Origin of the sequence: Pseudoalteromonas sp. NZS11_1 (assembly GCF_015864275.1) — a bacterium.
In the GTDB taxonomy this organism is placed as follows: Bacteria; Pseudomonadota; Gammaproteobacteria; order Enterobacterales; family Alteromonadaceae; genus Pseudoalteromonas; species Pseudoalteromonas arctica.
The window spans coordinates 45,623-64,407 of sequence record NZ_JADYXK010000021.1 but is presented as its reverse complement, the minus strand read 5'-3'; the positions used below and the strand labels follow the sequence as shown (position 1 = coordinate 64,407).

The 18,785-nt window shown below is 39.7% G+C and carries 16 protein-coding genes and 1 pseudogene; 14 read left to right on the top strand and 3 right to left on the bottom strand.

Annotated features, from left to right (window positions below):
* Window positions 1-52: 52 nt before the first annotated feature.
* The 13 genes and pseudogenes from flgE to fliD all read left to right on the top strand — a co-directional run bounded on the left by flgE (window position 53) and on the right by fliD (window position 15,136).
* Window positions 53-1,396 carry a flagellar hook protein FlgE gene (gene flgE, locus I6F44_RS14545; RefSeq protein WP_121953510.1) on the top strand — a complete coding sequence of 448 codons (1,344 nt, stop codon included), beginning with the start codon at window positions 53-55 and terminating at the stop codon, window positions 1,394-1,396.
* A gap of 157 nt (window positions 1,397-1,553) precedes the next feature.
* Window positions 1,554-2,297 (top strand): flagellar basal body rod protein FlgF, encoded by a 744-nt coding sequence (locus I6F44_RS14540; protein ID WP_007581863.1) that lies wholly within the window; start codon window positions 1,554-1,556, stop codon window positions 2,295-2,297.
* Between the two features lie 21 nt (window positions 2,298-2,318).
* A complete protein-coding gene (gene flgG, locus I6F44_RS14535) occupies window positions 2,319-3,107 on the top strand; it encodes a flagellar basal-body rod protein FlgG (RefSeq protein ID WP_002959420.1) in 789 nt (262 codons plus the stop codon).
* Between the two features lie 16 nt (window positions 3,108-3,123).
* On the top strand, window positions 3,124-3,807 hold the full coding sequence (flgH, locus tag I6F44_RS14530; RefSeq protein ID WP_002959418.1) for a flagellar basal body L-ring protein FlgH: 684 nt from the start codon (window positions 3,124-3,126) through the stop codon (window positions 3,805-3,807).
* An 11-nt stretch (window positions 3,808-3,818) separates the two neighbouring features.
* Complete coding sequence (locus I6F44_RS14525) at window positions 3,819-4,913, top strand: flagellar basal body P-ring protein FlgI (RefSeq protein WP_024592771.1); 1,095 nt, start codon at window positions 3,819-3,821, stop codon at window positions 4,911-4,913.
* Window positions 4,914-5,071: 158 nt separating this feature from the next.
* Complete coding sequence (gene flgJ, locus I6F44_RS14520; protein WP_165742724.1) at window positions 5,072-6,088, top strand: flagellar assembly peptidoglycan hydrolase FlgJ; 1,017 nt, start codon at window positions 5,072-5,074, stop codon at window positions 6,086-6,088.
* A gap of 1 nt (window position 6,089) precedes the next feature.
* On the top strand, window positions 6,090-8,156 hold the full coding sequence (gene flgK, locus I6F44_RS14515) for a flagellar hook-associated protein FlgK (RefSeq protein WP_197174039.1): 2,067 nt from the start codon (window positions 6,090-6,092) through the stop codon (window positions 8,154-8,156).
* A gap of 2 nt (window positions 8,157-8,158) precedes the next feature.
* Window positions 8,159-9,427, top strand: a complete 1,269-nt coding sequence (gene flgL / locus I6F44_RS14510) for a flagellar hook-associated protein FlgL (protein ID WP_197174038.1) — start codon at window positions 8,159-8,161, stop codon at window positions 9,425-9,427.
* 309 nt (window positions 9,428-9,736) lie between these two features.
* A complete protein-coding gene (locus I6F44_RS19685; RefSeq protein ID WP_197174037.1) occupies window positions 9,737-11,209 on the top strand; it encodes a flagellin in 1,473 nt (490 codons plus the stop codon).
* Window positions 11,210-11,520: 311 nt separating this feature from the next.
* Window positions 11,521-11,928, top strand: a pseudogene (locus tag I6F44_RS19785) (flagellin N-terminal helical domain-containing protein); the annotation flags it as partial.
* A gap of 237 nt (window positions 11,929-12,165) precedes the next feature.
* Window positions 12,166-13,068 carry a flagellin gene (locus I6F44_RS19780; RefSeq protein ID WP_442960267.1) on the top strand — a complete coding sequence of 301 codons (903 nt, stop codon included), beginning with the start codon at window positions 12,166-12,168 and terminating at the stop codon, window positions 13,066-13,068.
* Between the two features lie 150 nt (window positions 13,069-13,218).
* Window positions 13,219-13,641: a flagellar protein FlaG gene (locus tag I6F44_RS14495; RefSeq protein WP_197174036.1), complete on the top strand. Its 423-nt coding sequence runs from the start codon at window positions 13,219-13,221 to the stop codon at window positions 13,639-13,641.
* Between the two features lie 61 nt (window positions 13,642-13,702).
* A complete protein-coding gene (gene fliD, locus I6F44_RS14490) occupies window positions 13,703-15,136 on the top strand; it encodes a flagellar filament capping protein FliD (protein WP_197174035.1) in 1,434 nt (477 codons plus the stop codon).
* A 95-nt stretch (window positions 15,137-15,231) separates the two neighbouring features.
* Here fliD and I6F44_RS14485 read toward each other — a convergent pair whose 3' ends face one another.
* Complete coding sequence (locus I6F44_RS14485; RefSeq protein ID WP_197174034.1) at window positions 15,232-15,546, bottom strand: hypothetical protein; 315 nt, start codon at window positions 15,544-15,546, stop codon at window positions 15,232-15,234.
* Between the two features lie 8 nt (window positions 15,547-15,554).
* Entirely contained in the window at window positions 15,555-15,956 is a 402-nt protein-coding gene (fliS, locus tag I6F44_RS14480; RefSeq protein WP_121953973.1) for a flagellar export chaperone FliS, read from the bottom strand.
* A 395-nt stretch (window positions 15,957-16,351) separates the two neighbouring features.
* Between fliS and I6F44_RS14475 the strand changes: the two genes are divergently transcribed.
* A complete protein-coding gene (locus tag I6F44_RS14475; RefSeq protein WP_197174033.1) occupies window positions 16,352-17,788 on the top strand; it encodes a sigma-54 dependent transcriptional regulator in 1,437 nt (478 codons plus the stop codon).
* Window positions 17,789-18,139: 351 nt separating this feature from the next.
* Here I6F44_RS14475 and I6F44_RS14470 read toward each other — a convergent pair whose 3' ends face one another.
* Window positions 18,140-18,733, bottom strand: coding sequence for a DNA-3-methyladenine glycosylase I (locus I6F44_RS14470; protein WP_197174032.1), 594 nt, complete (start codon window positions 18,731-18,733; stop codon window positions 18,140-18,142).
* Window positions 18,734-18,785: the final 52 nt, after the last annotated feature.

Genomic DNA, 18,785 nt, shown 5'->3' with positions numbered 1-18,785 from the left:
TAATATTTCTTGCCTGCCAGCAGGCCACAGATTAACAGGTTAGAGGTGAACTATGAGCTTCAATATTGCATTAACCGGCCTAGCTGCCGCACAAAAAGATTTAGACGTAACTGCAAATAATATTGCAAACGTGAATACAACAGGTTTTAAAGAGTCGCGCGCTGAGTTTGCTGATGTGTATGCATCGTCAGTATTTAGCTCTGGTAAAACTAAAAATGGTGATGGTGTTCAAACCGCTATGGTTGCACAGCAGTTTCATCAAGGCTCACTGCAATTTACAAATAACTCACTTGATTTAGCGATCACTGGTGAAGGTTATTTCGCGATGAGTGAAGACTTAGGTTCTCAAGATTTTTCATATACTCGTGCAGGTGCATTCAAATTAAATGAAGATAATTTTGTAGTAGATGCTAAAGGTAATTTTTTACAAGGTTTCCCTGTTGATGAAGCTACAGGTGCCACTACATCAGTAAGTTTGAGTACTTCATCACCATTACAAATACCGGATTCGTCTGGTTCTCCTCGCGCAACAAGTAAAGTGTATTCATCATTTAACTTAGATTCACGAGAAACTCAACCCACAGTTGATACTTTCGATTCAAATACAAGTGCTTCTTATAATAGTTCTACATCAACTACAGTGTATGACTCATTAGGTGAGCCACATGTTTTACAGCTGTTCTTTGTAAAGCAAGACCCAGAAAATACACCAAACGAATGGGACGTTTACGCAACTTTAGACGGGAAAAATTTTGGGACAGATGGAGTTGAAACAGTCGCAGGTTCACATACCCCTATAGATACTTTTGAATTTACATCAGCAGGTTTGCCTGATGTTGAATTACCAGCTATAACGTTCCCTGATATAGACCTAGCTTCTGATGCGACTACAGGTTTGACTTCTCTTTTAACTAATGGTGCAAGTTTTCCTGATAAAGTGTCAGTCAGTTGGCGTGATGAAGCGGGAACAAGTAATAAAGTACCTACCCAGTTTGCAGGTAACTTTGAAGTAAAAGCACTTGAGCAAGATGGCGCTACCGTTGGCCGTTTAGCCGGGATTGACATTGGTACTGATGGTAAGGTAGTTGCGTCTTACAGTAATGGTGACTCAACTTTTTTAGGTCAAGTTGCTATGGTACGCTTTTCTAACTCACAAGGCTTACAGCAAGTAGGTGATACTGCTTGGAAAAAAAGTTTAACATCTGGTGATCCCATTGCAGGTGAGCCAGGATCAGGTACTTTAGGATCGATAAACTCATCAGCACTTGAGCAATCAAATACTAACCTTACAAACGAGCTTGTAGACTTAATTACTGCACAGCGTAATTACCAAGCAAACTCACGTGCGCTTGAAGTTAACTCAACTATTCAGCAAAGTATTTTGCAGATTCGATAAGCTAAACCCTATTAAATATATTAGGCTGCATTTTTGCAGCCTTTTTTATAAGTCCTCTTTGCAAGCCCTTCTAAATACCTCTCAATGTTGCGTCAAATTTAATCTGGCATCTATTTTGCATTTGTAAGTTCAGAGATTTTTTATGTGAGTCGATACTATGGACAAAATGGTCTACATTGCGGCCTCTGGCGCTAAGCAAAGCCTACAAGGGCTTGCTTTAAAAGCCAATAATTTGGCAAATGCAAATACAACGGGTTTTAAAGCTGACTTTGCGCAGGCGCGTTCTATGCAAGCGTTTGGCGAAGGTTTGCCTACACGAGTATTTTCAATGCAAGAGCGTCCGGGTTCTAACATGGTATCGGGTGGCATTGTTCAAACCGGGCGAGACTTAGATATCGCGATGAGCGATAACGCATGGCTTGCTGTGCAAGATGCCTCCGGTAATGAAGCTTACACAAAAGTGGGTACGTTAAACGTTACTGCTCAAGGCATGCTCGTAACCAGTCATGGTCGTCAAGTTATTGGCGAAGGGGGACCTGTTATTTTACCTGTCCCAGTCGAAAAAATAGGGTTTAGCCAAGATGGCGCTATTCAAGTTCGACCACAAGGCGCTCCAGCTAACTTTTTAGAAGAAATAGACACGCTTAGAGTAGTAGAAGCAAATAGCTCACAGCTCGAAAAAGGTAACGATGGTTTATTTAGACCAAAAGCAAATGTAACAGTAGATACCTCTGCCAATGTAAAAGTTTTAAGTGGTTCGCTTGAAATGTCTAATGTGAACCCTGTTCACGAAATGGTCGACATGATAAGCCACCAGCGCCAATTTGAATTACAAGTGAAATTAATGAAAACAGCTGAAGAAATTGACGAGCGTCAAGATCAGTTATTACGCATAGTTTAACTTTAAAATGAGGACACGATTATGAATCCAGCATTGTGGATCAGTAAAACTGGGCTAGACGCTCAACAAACCGATATATCGGTTATCTCAAATAATTTAGCGAATGCGAGTACCGTAGGTTACAAAAAAAGCCGCGCTATATTTGAAGATTTACTTTATCAAAATATTAATCAACCAGGTGGTCGTTCATCGCAAGATACCGAAATGCCATCGGGCTTAATGTTAGGTGCGGGAGCTAAAGTTGTAGCTAACCAAAAAGAGTTTACGCAAGGCAACATGCTAACCACCGAAAACTCACTAGATTGGATGATTTCTGGTGAAGGTTTTTTTGAAGTACTGCAACCAGATGGCAATATTGCTTACTCGCGCAATGGTCAGTTTACTACCGATGGCGATGGACGCATTGTAACATCGGGCGCAGGTTACGTTATTCAGCCAGAAATGAATGTACCTGATGACGCGCAATCAATTACGGTTTCGCAAGACGGTGAAGTATCTGTGCGTGTTGCAGGCCAAGCCGATAACGTGGTCATTGGTCAGCTTACTATTAGTGATTTTATTAATCCGTCGGGTCTTGAGCCAATCGGTCAAAATCTTTATACCGAAACCGCTGTAAGTGGTGCGCCGGTACAAGGTAATCCTGGTGTTGAAGGGTTAGGTAGCATTATTCAAGGCTCGCTCGAAACATCAAACGTAAATGTAACTGAAGAGCTCGTAAATCTAATCGAAACTCAGCGTATTTACGAAATGAACTCAAAAGTAATTTCGGCCGTTGACGAAATGATGAGTTATATCAATCAACAGCTTTAATAGAGTAGGGGGAATTATGCGTAATATTATTTTATTTGCAGCGGGCACATTATTTTTAAGTGGCTGTATGTCTACGCAAAATAGTGAGGTAGTGCAGGACGACCCTTACTACGCACCTATGTACCCCGAGCCTATTTTAGAGCCGCTGGTAGCTACAGGTTCATTGTTTAATACTCATACATCAAACGACTTATATTCTGATAAAAAAGCGCTACGTACTGGCGATATAATTACGGTTAAACTGCAAGAGTCTACTCAAGCAACAAAGGCCGCTAAAACAGAAACAGACAAAGAAACTGACGCAAGCTTAGACCCAGTGATTGGATTAGGTGGTCTACCAGTAAATATAGGTGGCGATAGCATTCAGTTTGGTATTGGTAGTGATTCGTCGTTTACGGGTGATTCAAAATCAAACCAGTCAAACAGCTTAGTAGGCGATATTTCGGTAAATGTAATGCGTGTTTTACCTAACGGTAATTTAGTTATACGCGGCGAAAAATGGCTAACGCTTAATACCGGCGAAGAGTTTATTCGTCTAGAAGGGCTAGTACGCCCTCAAGACGTAAGCGCCGATAATACGGTTGAATCAAACCGTATTGCTAATGCACGTATTCAATACTCAGGTAAAGGGCAAACGCAAGAAGCGCAAAGTCCTGGTTGGCTTACACGTTTCTTTAGCAGTTCGCTGTTTCCATTTTAGAGGGTAACAACATGAATAGCCTTAAAGCTTTATGTTTAGTTGTGTTATTAGGTTGGCAGTTTACTGCCAGTGCTGAGCGCATAAAAGATGTGTCTATGGTTGAAGGCGTACGCTCTAACCAATTAGTTGGTTATGGCTTAGTGGTTGGTTTACCGGGCACTGGCGAGCAAAACTCATACACACAACAAAGTTTTAGAGGCATGTTGAACAGCTTTGGTATTACGCTACCTTCAACTCAAAGTCCTAAAATTAAGAATGTTGCCGCTGTTGCTGTGCATGCAGAATTACCTGCATTTAGAAAGCCCGGGCAAACAATAGATATTACGGTTTCTTCCATTGGTAGTGCAGGCAGTTTACGTGGTGGCACTTTACTACAAACTTTTTTAAAGGGTGTAGACGGTAACGTGTATGCAATTGCACAAGGTAGCTTAATTGTCGGTGGCTTAGGGGCACAAGGCCTTGATGGTAGTAAGGTTGTAATTAACACCCCTACAGTTGGTCGTATACCAAATGGCGCAACAGTTGAACGCACTGTAGAAAGCCCATTTATGCAAGGCGATTACATTACCTTTAACTTAAACCGCCCAGACTTTACAACGGCAAAACGCCTAGAAAAAACAATTAATGACTTAGTTGGCCCAAATAGCGCACAAGCAATTGATTCTGTTTCTATTCGTGTTATAGCACCACGCGATGCATCCCAGCGTGTATCGTACTTATCAACACTCGAAAACTTAGAATTTAAGCCAGCTGATATGGCCGCTAAAATTATAGTTAACTCGCGCACCGGTACAATTGTCATTGGCAAAAACGTTAAGCTTCAGCCTGCGGCTATAACTCATGGTGGCTTAACAGTAACAATTGCAGAGCAACAAAATGTGTCACAACCAAACCCGCTAGCAAACGGTGATACAGTTGTCACACAGCAAAGTATTATTGATGTAAACCAAGACGACTCGCGCGCCTTTGTATTTAATCCAGGTGTAAGCCTTGACGATTTAGTTCGCGCAATTAACGAAGTAGGCGCAGCGCCTGGTGACTTAATGGCTATTTTAGAAGCACTAAAAGAAGCCGGCGCAATTAACGGGCAGTTAGTTGTTATATAAATAACTCAAGCCAATAAATAACGTATTACTTAAGCCCTAGATATAGGGCTTTTTATTTACAGCAACTTAAGTTTATTATTTTTATCTTCCTCGTTTTATCGGTAGTGGCTCAATTTTTGCATTTTTAACTGCATTATTCATTTTGTGTCAAAAAGCCGATGGAAACTAATCACCTCGATAAACAAAACTTTTTTGATTTAGGCAACTTAGATTCACTTCGTAAAGAAGCCTTAACGAGTGGCGATGCATCAACTGATGCTTCCAAAGCTGCGCTCAAAAAAGCGGCCGCACAATTTGAAGCTATTTTTACGCAAATGTTGCTCAAAGGAATGCGCAAAGCTAACGAAGCATTTGAAGATAAAGACAGTCCATTTAATTCAAGTGGCGTAAAGTTTTTTGAAGAAATGCACGATCAGCAACTTTCAACAGAGCTTTCATCAAATGGCTCGTTAGGCCTTGCCGATTTAATTGTTCAGCAGTTATCGCCTGAGTCTAAAAACTTTATGCCAGGTTCGGTGCTTAGAACAACTAACGATATTTTCAGCGATACGCAAGTCGGATCCGCTCTTCCTCATGAGCAAAAAAATAAGCAACCCGATCTTATCGTTAAAAGTACTAAAGCCGATATTGCTGAGCCTAAGGTTAATACTGCAGAGTCTAAAACCGATAGCCCAACATTTAAAAATGCAGAAGAGTTTGTAAGTTCAGTGTGGGAACACGCTAAAACTGCAGCGCAAAAAATAGGTTTAAACCCAGCGGTAATGGTTGCTCAAGCGGCACTTGAAACCGGTTGGGGTAAACACATTATTAATAAAAGTGACGGTGGCAGCTCAAATAACTTATTTAATATTAAGTCAGATAAAAGCTGGGAAGGCGATAAAGCAAGCAAAGTAACGCTTGAGTTTGAACAAGGCACACCCGTTAAAAAACAAGCCAGCTTTAGAGCCTACGATTCAATTAAAGATAGCGTGAACGACTTCGTTGATTTTTTAACGCAAAACCCACGCTACAAAGAAGCATTACAAAATACAGCAAAACCAAATGACTTTTTAGATTCATTACAAAAAGCAGGTTATGCAACCGATCCAAATTATGCCAGCAAAATAAAAAATGTGCTCAATAGCAGTCAGCTAAAAGACATTGCGGCAAACGTGATCCGCCAAGGAGTAGAGTAACATGTCGTTTAATTTATTAAACATTGCCAGTTCTGGGGTTAGAGCAAGCTCGGAGCTATTGCAAACGACAAGTAAAAATATTGCCAATGTAAATACCGTAGGCTACGTACGTGAGCGTACTGAATTTACCACTATGGTTGATAACCAAGTGGGGCGGGGCGAAACATACCGATTACTAAACGAGTTTGCTCAGTCACAGCTAAATCGTGACACCTCTAATAAATCGTTTTTCGATCAGTTTATTACTGAGGCTAATCGAGTTGATACTATTTTTTCTGAAGAGTCGAACAACCTTTCGACTGGAATTAACTCTTTATTTAATAACGTGCAAGAAGCGCTAAATCAGCCGTCATCTACCGTTGCCCGCTCATTAGTAATGACAGATGCGCAAAGCTTAATTGATCAAATGGATAGGCTTTCGGGCATCGTGCTTGATCAAAAAAGTATAGTGAACGAGCAGCTCGAAATATTTTCAGATGAAGCAAACTCACTCATTCAAAGTATTAGTACGCTAAATCAAAATATTGCAGCCGTTAATGGCACTAATAATGCCGCAGATGCAAGCTCTACCTATAACGAACGCGATAAAGCAATACGCGACTTATCAGAGCTAATAGACATAGAAACGCTTGATGGTCCAAATGGCGAAAAACTCGTTTTTATGGGCACAGGCGAAGCAGTTGTTATGCAAAATGGCGCATTTAACTTATTCTCGATGACAGGGGATCCCGATCCTAACTTTAAAGAATTCACGCTTGACGTTAATGGTGGCAAAGCAGTGCCGCTTGAAGTTGATGTAAGCAAGCTTAAAGGCAAAATTGGCGGCTTACTCGCTTTTAGAGATGACATATTAGTCCCTGCTCAAAACCAAATTGGTCAAATGGGCTTAGCGATAGCCGACGCATTTAACGAGCAAAACAAATTGGGTATGGATGCAACAGGTCAGCTAGGTGGTAATATTTTTAATATACCTACCGTTGGCGCTTATGCGTATCAAGCGAATACTGGTGATGCCGGTATGACTGCAACTGTAGAGCCTGGTAAGGGCAGTGAGCTTCCGGCAAGTGACTTTATTATTACTTATACGAGTGCGACATCGGTTTCTATTCAACCGGTAGATAATAAAGGCGAACCGCTAGGTGACCCATCAGTTGCAGATATCCCAGCTGATGGGATCATAAATGCAGACGATATTCGAAATGCAGTCCCTTATCAAGCGGCAACAGCTACAACACCAGAAGTATTAGCAACGGTAAAAGACTCCTTCGGACTACAATTAAATATAGATACAACCAAAACAGGTAACGTGGGAGATCAGTTTCAAATTAAGCTTAATTCTGACTCGGCTTCTAGCATTACGCTTGCAACAGGGCGCGCAGAAGATTTAGCACTAGCATCGCCTATTCGTACTGCTAACAGTATAGATAATATAGGCACCGCTACTATTTCAGTGGGAGAAGTAACAAGCGTGACATCGGGTGGTTTTACCACCGCTCCCGGTTTGACCAATGGCGGTATTACCCTAGTAAAAACAGGCACTGCAAACGAATATCAAATTTCTGATGAAAATAATACGGCAACAACAATTATTATTCCACCGCCAGGTAATAATGTTTTATCTCAAGCAGGAACGCCATACAGCGATTATGGTTTTGATTTTGACATAGAAGGCACTCCAGCAACAGGCGACACCTTTACACTTGAGTTTAACGAAGGCGGCTTTGATGATAACCGTAATGGTTTAAAATTAGCTGACTTACAGAATGGTGAGTTAGTCCGTTTAAATGTAGAAACAACAGCAACGGCCGACAATCATAAAACGTTCAACCAAGCTTATTCAGGGTTAGTGAGTGATATAGGCGTTATAACTGGTCAAGCAATAACAAGCGGTAGTGCGTTTAATGCATTAGCAGAGCAGTCTGAGGCATGGTACGAATCACTATCGGGTGTAAACCTTGATGAAGAGGCTGCAAATTTACTGCGTTTTCAGCAATCATATTCAGCATCAGCTCAAGTTTTAGCAGCAGCTCAAGAAATTTTTGACACCTTATTAAATGCGGCGAGGTAATTATGCGTTTATCAAATAATTTAATGTACCAAAACAACATAAATAAAATACTCGACAACCAACAAGGTGTTGCAAATGCTCAAGAGCGAGTAACAACTGGTGAAAAGTATTTAACCACCTCAGAAGCGCCAGCTGCTATTTCGCAAGCTATGCTGTATTCAAATAAAATACAAACGAATGAGCAATACACTAAAAATATCGACCAGCTTACCGGCAGGCTAGAAACTGAAGAAAGCGTATTACAAAGCATAAATAGTAATATACAACAAGCGCAAGAGCTCACTATTCAGGCTGGTAATGGTGTTTACACCAAAGACGATTTAAAATCGATTGCATCAGAGCTTAGTGGCATTCAACAAACGTTAGCTAATTTAATGAACACCCGCTCAGAAGACGGGAAATTCATATTTTCAGGCTACCAAGACAGCACGCAGCCTTATCAGCTCGAATCAGGTGAATATAACTATAAAGGCGATCAAGGCCAGCACCAAATAACTATAGCTGAAGGTGTATCAATTAAAGCGAGTGATAACGGCTTTGATACGTTTGAAAAAACAGATGCCAGATTAAATGTACTCGATAATAAAGCAGACATACCAACAACAACACCTACAAATAATATTACTAAAGGCACTGTTTATGTTGATGGCCAAGCCGAGTTCGATAAGTTCCATCAAGCTCAATACAATGCTGATCCAACGACTCCAGTTTCACCTACAGCAAATACTTTTAGTGTAGTCACAACCGCTGGTGCAACAACAAACGATCCAGATACATATGAAATTTTACAAGATGGTATGTCGCTTACCCCGCCTCAAACTGGTGAATTTACAGATGATACAATTGAATTTGCAGGTATGAAAATTCAATTTGAGGGTAATGCTCCAGGGCAACTCGATTTTAGACTTGAAAAACCATATAAAGAAAACGTACTTAATACATTGCAATCACTTATTACAGGTTTAAATGATGGCACACTTGAAGGTGATGACTTTCAGCAAGTACTTGCTGATGGCTTAGTGCAATTACAAAATGCGAGTGAGCAAGTGGTGTTTACCCAAGCAAGTTTAGGCGGGCGTATGAACGCGCTTGAAAGAGTAAGCGATTCAAACTTAGCACTCGATATTCAAAATAAAAGTAATCGCTCTAACTTAGTTGAAGTGGATATGGCAGAAGCTATTAGCGAACTGACTAAACAAGAAACGGCACTGCAAGCATCGCAAGCAACTTTTGGCCGTTTAACAAACCTTTCATTATTCGATTACTTATAAGCAAGTTATAAGTAGATTGTAAGAAGAAATACCTTGCCGCTTTACCCACTTTAAAGCGGCAATAACTATCTATAAAATCGCGGCAAAAACTGGCTACAAAACCGCGGCAAAAAAATGTCACCCCCTTCTAAATAACTTCACTAATTATTTATAATTCAGCAGTTCATGTTTTTACCCTTTAAAACAACAAGTTAAAAATAATTTAAAGTTGGCACAGTAAATGCTTTTCTTGTTGTAAGAAATTATCGAACAGTGGTTCCTGTTAAATCGTGTTGAACCACACTCTGTTTAAACCTAGGAGATGGTAAAATGGCATTAACAGTAAATACTAATGTGTCGTCACTAAACGCACAACGTAACCTTAATAAATCAGGTGAAGGCTTAGCAACTTCGATGGAGCGTTTATCATCAGGTATGCGTATCAATAGCGCAAAAGATGATGCCGCCGGCTTACAAATTTCAAACAGATTAACGTCGCAAATAAATGGCTTAGCCGTTGCTCAGCGTAATGCTAACGATGGTATTTCAATGGCGCAAACCGCTGAAGGCGCTATGCAAGAATCGACTAATATACTACAACGTATGCGAGAGCTTGCCCTGCAATCTGCTAATGGTTCAAATTCAAGTGAAGACCGTGATGCATTGCAAAAAGAAGTGTCTGCCTTACAAGAAGAATTAACTCGAATCTCTGACACTACATCGTTCGGTGGTCAGCAATTATTAGATGGCTCATATGGCACTCGAAATTTTCAGGTTGGCGCGAATGCCAACGAAACAATTTCACTTAGTTTAGCAAGCACAGCAGCAGAAGATATAGGTGGCTTTAAATCACAACTTGAAGGTGCTGTTAACACAGGTTTTGGTGGCGTGTTGCCTGGCGCTACTACACCTGCATCCGCTATAGCAGATTCAACGGTATCATTTACTACAGGTGAGCAAACTACATCGGTCAATATTACAGCTAGCTCGTCGGCACTAGATGCGGCAGCAGCAATAAACGATACAACTAGTGAGCATGGTGTTATAGCTAGAGCATCAACATCAGTAGTTGTGGGGATGGCCTCAACTGCAGGTGATATAGTAAGCTTTAACTTAAATGGCATTCCAATTTCAGGCACTACTGGTGCCACAAACCAATCAGAAATTGCAGATGCGATTAATGCTTCTACAGCTGAAACTGGAGTTGCAGCCTCTCATAATTCGACAACGGGGGCGATTACGTTAACGGATGAGACTGGCGCTGATATTATAATTGACTCATACGCTAATGCTACTGCTGGAAATGATACGGTAACATTAACTGCCGTGGACAGTAATGGTGATTTAAACACCCCTATAACCCTAACAGAAGGTGTTGATGTTGCAGCAAGAATAACTGGTACTTTAAAGTTAACGGCTTCTAAAGAGTTCTCAGTGGCATCGACAGATACAAAAAACTTAGCGGCTACAGCTACTGCTACAGCAAATAATGTCGATACGGTAAATTTAACAACAGAGCTAGGCTCTCAAGATGCAATATCGATAATTGATGGTGCACTTGCTCAAATTGATGAGCAGCGTGCGGGTTTAGGTGCGGTTCAAAACCGTTTTGGTCATACAATTAGTAACCTTGCTAATATTCAAGAAAATGTATCTGCGTCACGTAGTCGTATTCAAGATACAGATTTTGCGACCGAAACTGCACAAATGACTAAAAATCAAATACTCCAACAAGCGGGTACGTCAATACTTTCGCAAGCAAACCAAATACCACAAGCAGCAATTAGTTTATTAGGTGGCTAATTATTTAGTTTACTAGTAACTGTTTATATAAACGCACTTCAACTTGAAGTGCGTTTTTTTGTTTTTTGAGGTAATAAAAATTATTTAGAGCATAACCTTATGCGCTATAAAAATTAATAAGTAACTACTTTTCACTTTAAAACAGTTAGTTATGTTTTATTAAACAAATAAACTAATTTATTTTTAAAATACTCCTAAAGATAATTTACCTCCTGCCGTTAACTTAATCAGTACGGAGCTGAGCATACATTTGTGACAGCTCTTGGTTAAATTAAAATAGCAACATTACGAAAGTAATCAGGAGTTTTATTATGATTTCAGTAAACACAAATGTATCTTCACTAAATGCTCAACGTAACCTATCTCAATCAGGTTCTGACTTAGCAACTTCAATGGAACGTTTATCATCAGGTATGCGTATCAATAGCGCAAAAGATGACGCGGCAGGTATGCAAATCTCAAACCGTTTAACATCGCAAATTAATGGTTTGGGTGTAGCGCAACGTAACGCTAACGATGGTATTTCTATGACGCAAACAGCTGAAGGTGCGATGAGCGAGTCGACTAATATCTTGCAGCGCATGCGTGAACTAGCGCTACAATCAGCCAATGGTTCAAACTCTGACGATGATAGAGCTTCTCTACAAAAAGAAGTATCAGCTTTACAGTCTGAGTTAACCCGTATTTCCGATACAACTTCGTTTGGTGGCCAACAGCTATTAAATGGAGATTTTGGTACTAAACAATTCCAAGTAGGTTCTAATAGTAATGAAACTATTGGTGTCACCCTAAATTCAACCGCAGCTGAAGATATTGGCTTAACGGGTAAGGGTTTTACTTTGGCAGCAATTGCTGGTTTTTCAGGAGCTAGTGAAGCAGCTAAAACATTCGCAGATACTGATTCATTAAGCGTTACTGCTGGCGGTAAGACCAACACTATTGACTTGACTACAGGTATGAGTGCTGCTGATTTAGCTGGCCAATTTAATAGTACCGAAGGGGTGTTTGGTGTTGGTGCAACCACGCAAGTTGCGGTTGGTAATTTCGCAACGGATACCACTGGCGGCGATGTTGTTACTCTAAATGTTTCAGGTGTTGAAATCTCCGCAACAATGGCCGCAGGTGCTGATAATGATGCTCAGGTAACGGCATTAAATGGCGCAATTGATTCCGCAACAATTGAAGAATTGGCAGCGAAAGGCATAACAGCAAGTGTTGACCCGGATAGTGACCTGTTGGTCTTTACCAATACTAGTGGTGAAAACATAGATGTAACAATGGAAATAGCTGAGGGGGGGACTGATACTGGTGGTGCTTCAGGCACAGTTTCTGCCTACGATGGAGCAGATGCATTGGCACTCGGTGCAGTAACAACAGCACCCGCAACAGGTGCTACAGCAAGTAAGACAGCTATTGTAACCGGTCGTTTAGATTTTTCTGATGCAGTATTAGATGTCGATTTTTCTAGTTTGAGTGTTACTGGTGCAGGTACTTTAAATGGCGCTACAACAAGTAATGCAGCGCTTGATACCACCACTAGCTTAACATCAGTGGCAAACCTTGATATTTCAACCGCTGGTGGGTCTCAATCAGCAATTGATGTAATTGATGCTGCACTTAAGAGTATAGATAGCGAACGTGCCGATTTAGGTGCAGTTCAAAATCGCTTTGACCATACTATTAGTAATCTTGCAAATATATCTGAAAACGTATCAGCATCACGTAGCCGTATTCAAGATACCGATTTTGCTACAGAAACAGCGCAAATGACGAAGAATCAAATATTGCAACAAGCAGGTACGTCAATCTTGTCGCAAGCGAACCAGTTACCACAAGCAGCACTTAGCTTATTAGGTTAATAAGTTAAAGTAATAGCTTAATGGTTAGCTAGTACATAAAGTCAGTATTAGTTTTACAATAAAGGAGGTGGCTTTAGCTACCTCCTTTTGTGGTTTAAGGGTTTTAATTGAGCTATTGTTGGTTTAATTAAGTACAAATAGGAATCTGTTATGAATACCATTAATTCCAATGCAGAAGTTACATTACTAACCCCGCTAGCGGGTGAAGATAAAGTAGCTGGCCAAGCAGCTAGTTCGCTAACTGAACGCGCTGTTGACGATGTAAAGCAAGCTGATACACAAAATCAACAACGATTACAGCAAAACCAATACGAAAAAAATAATCAAGAAGTTACTGCTCAGCCGTTAGAGCGTGAACAGCTAGAACAAATGGCGCAACAATTGCAGGACTTTATGGGCGAAATGAACCGTAGTTTGCAATTTAAGGTTGATGAAGATTCAGGTCGTGATGTAATTAAAGTACTCGATAAAGACAGCGGTGAAGTTATCAAGCAGTATCCTTCTGAAGAAGTATTAAGTTTGGTTTCTAAATTGTCGGAATCGGCAGGTATTTTAATTGACCAAACAGTTTAATCGGTAGTTTGCATTACTAATATTGAGTTAGTTTATTTTTGAGTGTTTAAAGGGGTAAGGTATGTCTATTACGTTTAATGGTTTAGGCTCAGGGTTAGCGGTAGCAGACATTGTTGATGCGCTAGTTAATGCTGAACAAGCCCCTGCTGAAGCTCGTTTAAATACTACAGAAGGTAAATTAACAACGGATATTTCTGCTGTTGGTGCATTAAAGTCTGCGCTTGAAAAAGTACAAACATCAATGGAAGCACTGGGTGATAGTGATAACTATCAAAAACGAACTGCATCGGGTAATGATGATTTTATATCAATTAGTTCGGATAAAGACGCTCAGCCTGGTAGTTACAATATAAAAGTAGATGCATTAGCACAAGCTCATAAATTATCTTCCCTCGCATTTGCCGCTGATGAGGCAATTGGAGCTGGCGTAATTACAATCGGTTCTGGTGCAAATAGCTTCTCTACTGTTTTATCGGCTACAAATACATTAGAAGATTTACGCGACCAGATTAACAATGGCCCTTTTACTGGTAGCGATAGTAATGATTCGGTTGTCGCCACTATAATAACTAGTGATACTGGTCAGCATTTAGTACTTACAAGTAAAGAAACTGGCGAAGATAACGCAATTACAATAACCGTACAAGACGATGACGGTAATAATACTGATACAGGCGGGTTATCTCGACTAGCTTATGATGTATCAGACGCAGACCCTGCTAACCACACAACTAATTTAACACAAGTTAATGCTGCTCAAAATGCACAAATAACGATTGATGGCACGTTGACGGTATCAAGCAACACTAATGAATTTAGTAACGTGATTGATGGCGTGGATATAACAGCTAAAAAACCGCATGATACCGATGATGACATAAGCGACATATCAATTACCGAAAATAATAATAATATTAAAACAGGTTTAAATAACTTTATTACAAGTTATAACGAACTGTTAGAGCTCAGCAATAACTTGGGTGCGTCAAGTGAAGCTGGCGCAGGCGTTATGGCTGGTGATTCACTACTTCGTGGCGTTATGTCAAAGCTTCGTAGTGAAATCACTGAATCAGTTGATTTGGGTGATGGCAACTCACTATCGCTTTCGCAGTTAGGTGTAGAAACAGACCGCTACGGTGTTTTAACGCTAAATACAGAAACACTCAATGAAAAAATAGCAAGCGATGTAGATTTAGTGCAGCAGTTTTTTGTAGGTAATGATGACGATGGCTTTGCACAATCGTTTGACGAAAAATTAAGCTTTTACACCGATTCCGACGGTATTATTCAAAACCGTATAGACAGCAAAACAAACCAACTAGACGATTTAGATGACCAGCGCTTGAGTCTTGCCAGTAAAATGGAGTCGCTATCGTCAAGGTTGTATGCTCAATATAATGCGATGGATTTATTAGTGGCAAGCCTTAATAACACCAGTACATATGTTCAAGCTCAGCTGGAAAATATGCCTGGGGTTGTACGAGATAACTCTTAATATATAAATAGCATATAGTTTTAATAGCTAAACCAAAAACATAAAAAAACCGTTATTTATAACGGTTTTTTTATGTTTACTGCTTGAGGTGAATTTTATTTGGCTGCTCTATATGCCTTAATTGCCTTGCCAGATTTTTTTTGTTTAATAATGGCTTTAGATGACTCGTTTTTAGCGCTATTTGCTTTAACTAAAATAGTATTTATACGAAGCTGAATTAATTCTAATTGCTCTGCGCTTGGGCCTTCACTGTTTTCGCACCATTGTTTTAGTTTAGTGTTTAAAGTATCTAAAAAAGGCGGAGCTTCATCTGCATTATTATCATTTACTAATACTTCAATGTTACTAAGCAGTGTTTGTATTTGCTCTGCATGGCTTGTTAGTTGCTGCGAAGATGTTGGCGAGTCCATAATTTAAATTAAACCGCAGGGCTGCGTTGATCTAGCGGAATGTTATTCCAACCTTCTTTAATTTCTTTAACAATACTTGATACTTCAGTAATTGCTTCAATATCGTTGTGTAAGTTAGCTTGAGTTAAACGGCGTTGGCAGTAATCGTAAAGTGCCAATAAATTGTTAGAAATACTAGGGTCTTGCTCTACTTCTAAATTAAGTGCATCTTGCAGAGCACCAAGCAATAAAATGCAAGCTGAAATGTTCTCACCTTTTTTAGCTATTTCTTTGCGCTCAATAAACCCTTTTGTAGCTGCTAAACGGCCGATAATATTACTAAATATAAGGTTTATTTGTTCGTAAGGAGTCATTTCGGCAATACTACTAGCACGAACTTGACCGTATTTTTTTACTGAGATGTGAGCCATGGAAAATCCTAAAATTTAAAACAATAAAATTATGTGAAAGCTAATACAAAGCAATATTAATGCCAAGCATTTTCACTTATTTATGTATCGGCATTTGTAACTTCAACTTAAATTTATAATTGAGTTTATTTACTAACAATAGCATTTTTATTGCCGAGTAAATTAATTTTTAGGGCTAAGTTATAGTTAGGTAATAGTTAAGTAATGGCTAAGTAATAACTAAGTTAAAACTATAACCCATACTTAATGATTAACTATTAAGTATGATTGACTTAACTAGCCCGTCTGTTTTTTGGCGTTTATGTCAAAAAACTGCCGCTATCGCTTGCATCCATGCTGAACTGGCTTACAATTTAACTAATTATACAAATTAGTGAAAGTACGGCTCGCTAAATATGATCTTGATTTTAGATAATAATAACAACCGCGCAATAGGATTAAATGCTTCACTTAGCTTTATTGGTGAAGCTTCTGAGCTATTAAGCGAAGAAAGCTTTGAGCAAGAGTGCAAAAAATATCAGCAACAAGAATGCATGATTATTTTAGGAGCGTTGCAATCACTTGACCACGAAAGCTTAATTAAACGCTATCCAACTCTACCGTTTTTATTAATTGGCGAAACGCTAAAACCACTATTAAGTATAGCTAATGTGGTGGGGCTTATTTGCGAGCCATTTAATCACGAAGTGACAACTCAGTTACTTCATGATTGCCAGCAGTATCAACGTATGCTGCCTAATGAACATAAGCATACTAAACCACATAAAACCTTTGACGGGCTAGTTGGTGAAACAGAGGCCGTAAAAGATGTTCGCTTTTTAATTGAACAAGTGGCAAAAACCGACGCTAATGTTTTAATTTTAGGTGAATCAGGTACTGGTAAAGAAGTGGTTGCCCGTAATGTACACCTGCTTTCAAAGCGTATTAATGGACCGTTTGTACCGGTTAACTGTGGTGCTATTCCGGCTGAACTGCTCGAAAGTGAACTATTTGGCCACGAAAAAGGCGCGTTTACTGGTGCTATATCGGCTCGTAAAGGGCGGTTTGAACTAGCTCAAGGTGGAACGCTATTTTTAGATGAAATAGGTGATATGCCACTGCAAATGCAAGTTAAGTTGCTGCGAGTATTGCAAGAACGCAGCTATGAACGTGTTGGCGGGACAAAGGCTATTCAGGCTGATGTACGCGTTATTGCAGCCACGCATCGTAACCTAGAAACAATGATTGAAGAGGGGAGTTTTAGGGAAGATTTATATTACCGCTTAAATGTATTTCCTATCGAAAACCCATCGCTTAGTGAACGTGCTGATGATATTCCGCTGCTTTTAAAAGAGTTAATGCGCCGTGTTAACGACCAAACAGGTTCTACCGCTAAGTTTACCGAGCGCGCAGTTGAGAGCTTAAAAGAACATGCTTGGCCTGGTAATATTCGTGAGCTTGCTAATTTGGTGGAGCGTATGGTTATTATGTTCCCTGAAAAAGTGGTTGATATTCCTGATTTACCTAACAAATATCGTTACATTGAAGTTGAAGCCTACGAGCCAGAATACCCTGAAGAGTTAATGGAAAAAGATGCCTTTAACGACATATTTAGCACCGGTTTTAGCGATTACGAAAGTGAGCCAGACGCTGAGTTTAACCAAACGGGTAGTGGGCTATTGCCAGATGATGGTATTGAACTTAAAGATTATTTAGCCGAACTTGAAATTAGCTTAATTACCCAAGCGTTAGAGCGCTATGATTACGTTGTAGCTCGCGCTGCAGAGATATTAGGGGTTCGCAGAACAACACTCGTGGAGAAAATGAAAAAGTATAATCTTTCACGAGATTAAGGTTTAAAAGCAGCTGTCAGTGCTTAGTTATAAATTGGCCAAACACAGTAGATAAATAACCCCTCGTTTTGTAGGTGCGGTTTTATACCGCACTTTACTTAAAAAATATTAGCAAGAGCGCGAAGTAAATTCGCACCTACACGGTTTTTACTTTTGTTGTTACGCTAGACTTGCACGCGTGAAAAACAAGACTTTTAATCACTTCTTTTAATCACTTAATTAAAACGTTATTTTACAAAGAGAAAAAACGAGGGTAAATGAGAAGCCATAGTCAACTTACGCTTTACTTATCTAGAGCGCAGCGTCTCTTAACCTCTTTGTGAACAAATTACTTTTATAGCTATAAATCACTTACCCACTAAAAGCCTCAATAATTTCTTCTTTTCTAAAACAATCATTACTGTGATCGTTAACCATACCGCAGGCCTGCATATGAGCGTAAACAGTGGTTGGCCCTAAAAACTTAAATCCCCGTTTTTTTAAGTCTTTAGCAAATGCGGTTGATGCCTTTGTAATTGCTGGGTAGTCCTCAGCGTTATTTAAATTACTTATAATCGGTTTATTACCGACAAACTGCCATTGGTAGTTACTAAAACTTCCAAATTCATTTTGTATTTCTATAAAGCGCTTTGCGTTGTTAACAGTTGCCGCAATTTTTAAGCGATTGCGCACAATACCTTCATTAAGCATTAGTCTCTCAACGTCATCTTGTGTGAATTGGGCTACTTTTTTTACATCAAAATTAGCAAATGCTTTTTTATAACCGCTGCGCTTTTTTAAAATTGTGTACCAGCTTAAGCCTGCTTGCGCTGATTCTAGAGTGATAAATTCAAACAGCTTTGTATCATCATAAAGGGGGACGCCCCATTCTTCATCATGGTAAATAACGTAGTCGGGTTTAGTGGTGTCGAGCCACGGGCAACGGCACTTTATTTGCTCACTCATTATTATTCCTTTTTGCGTGCGTCATTTTTATGTCGCTCAAATTATTGATGTA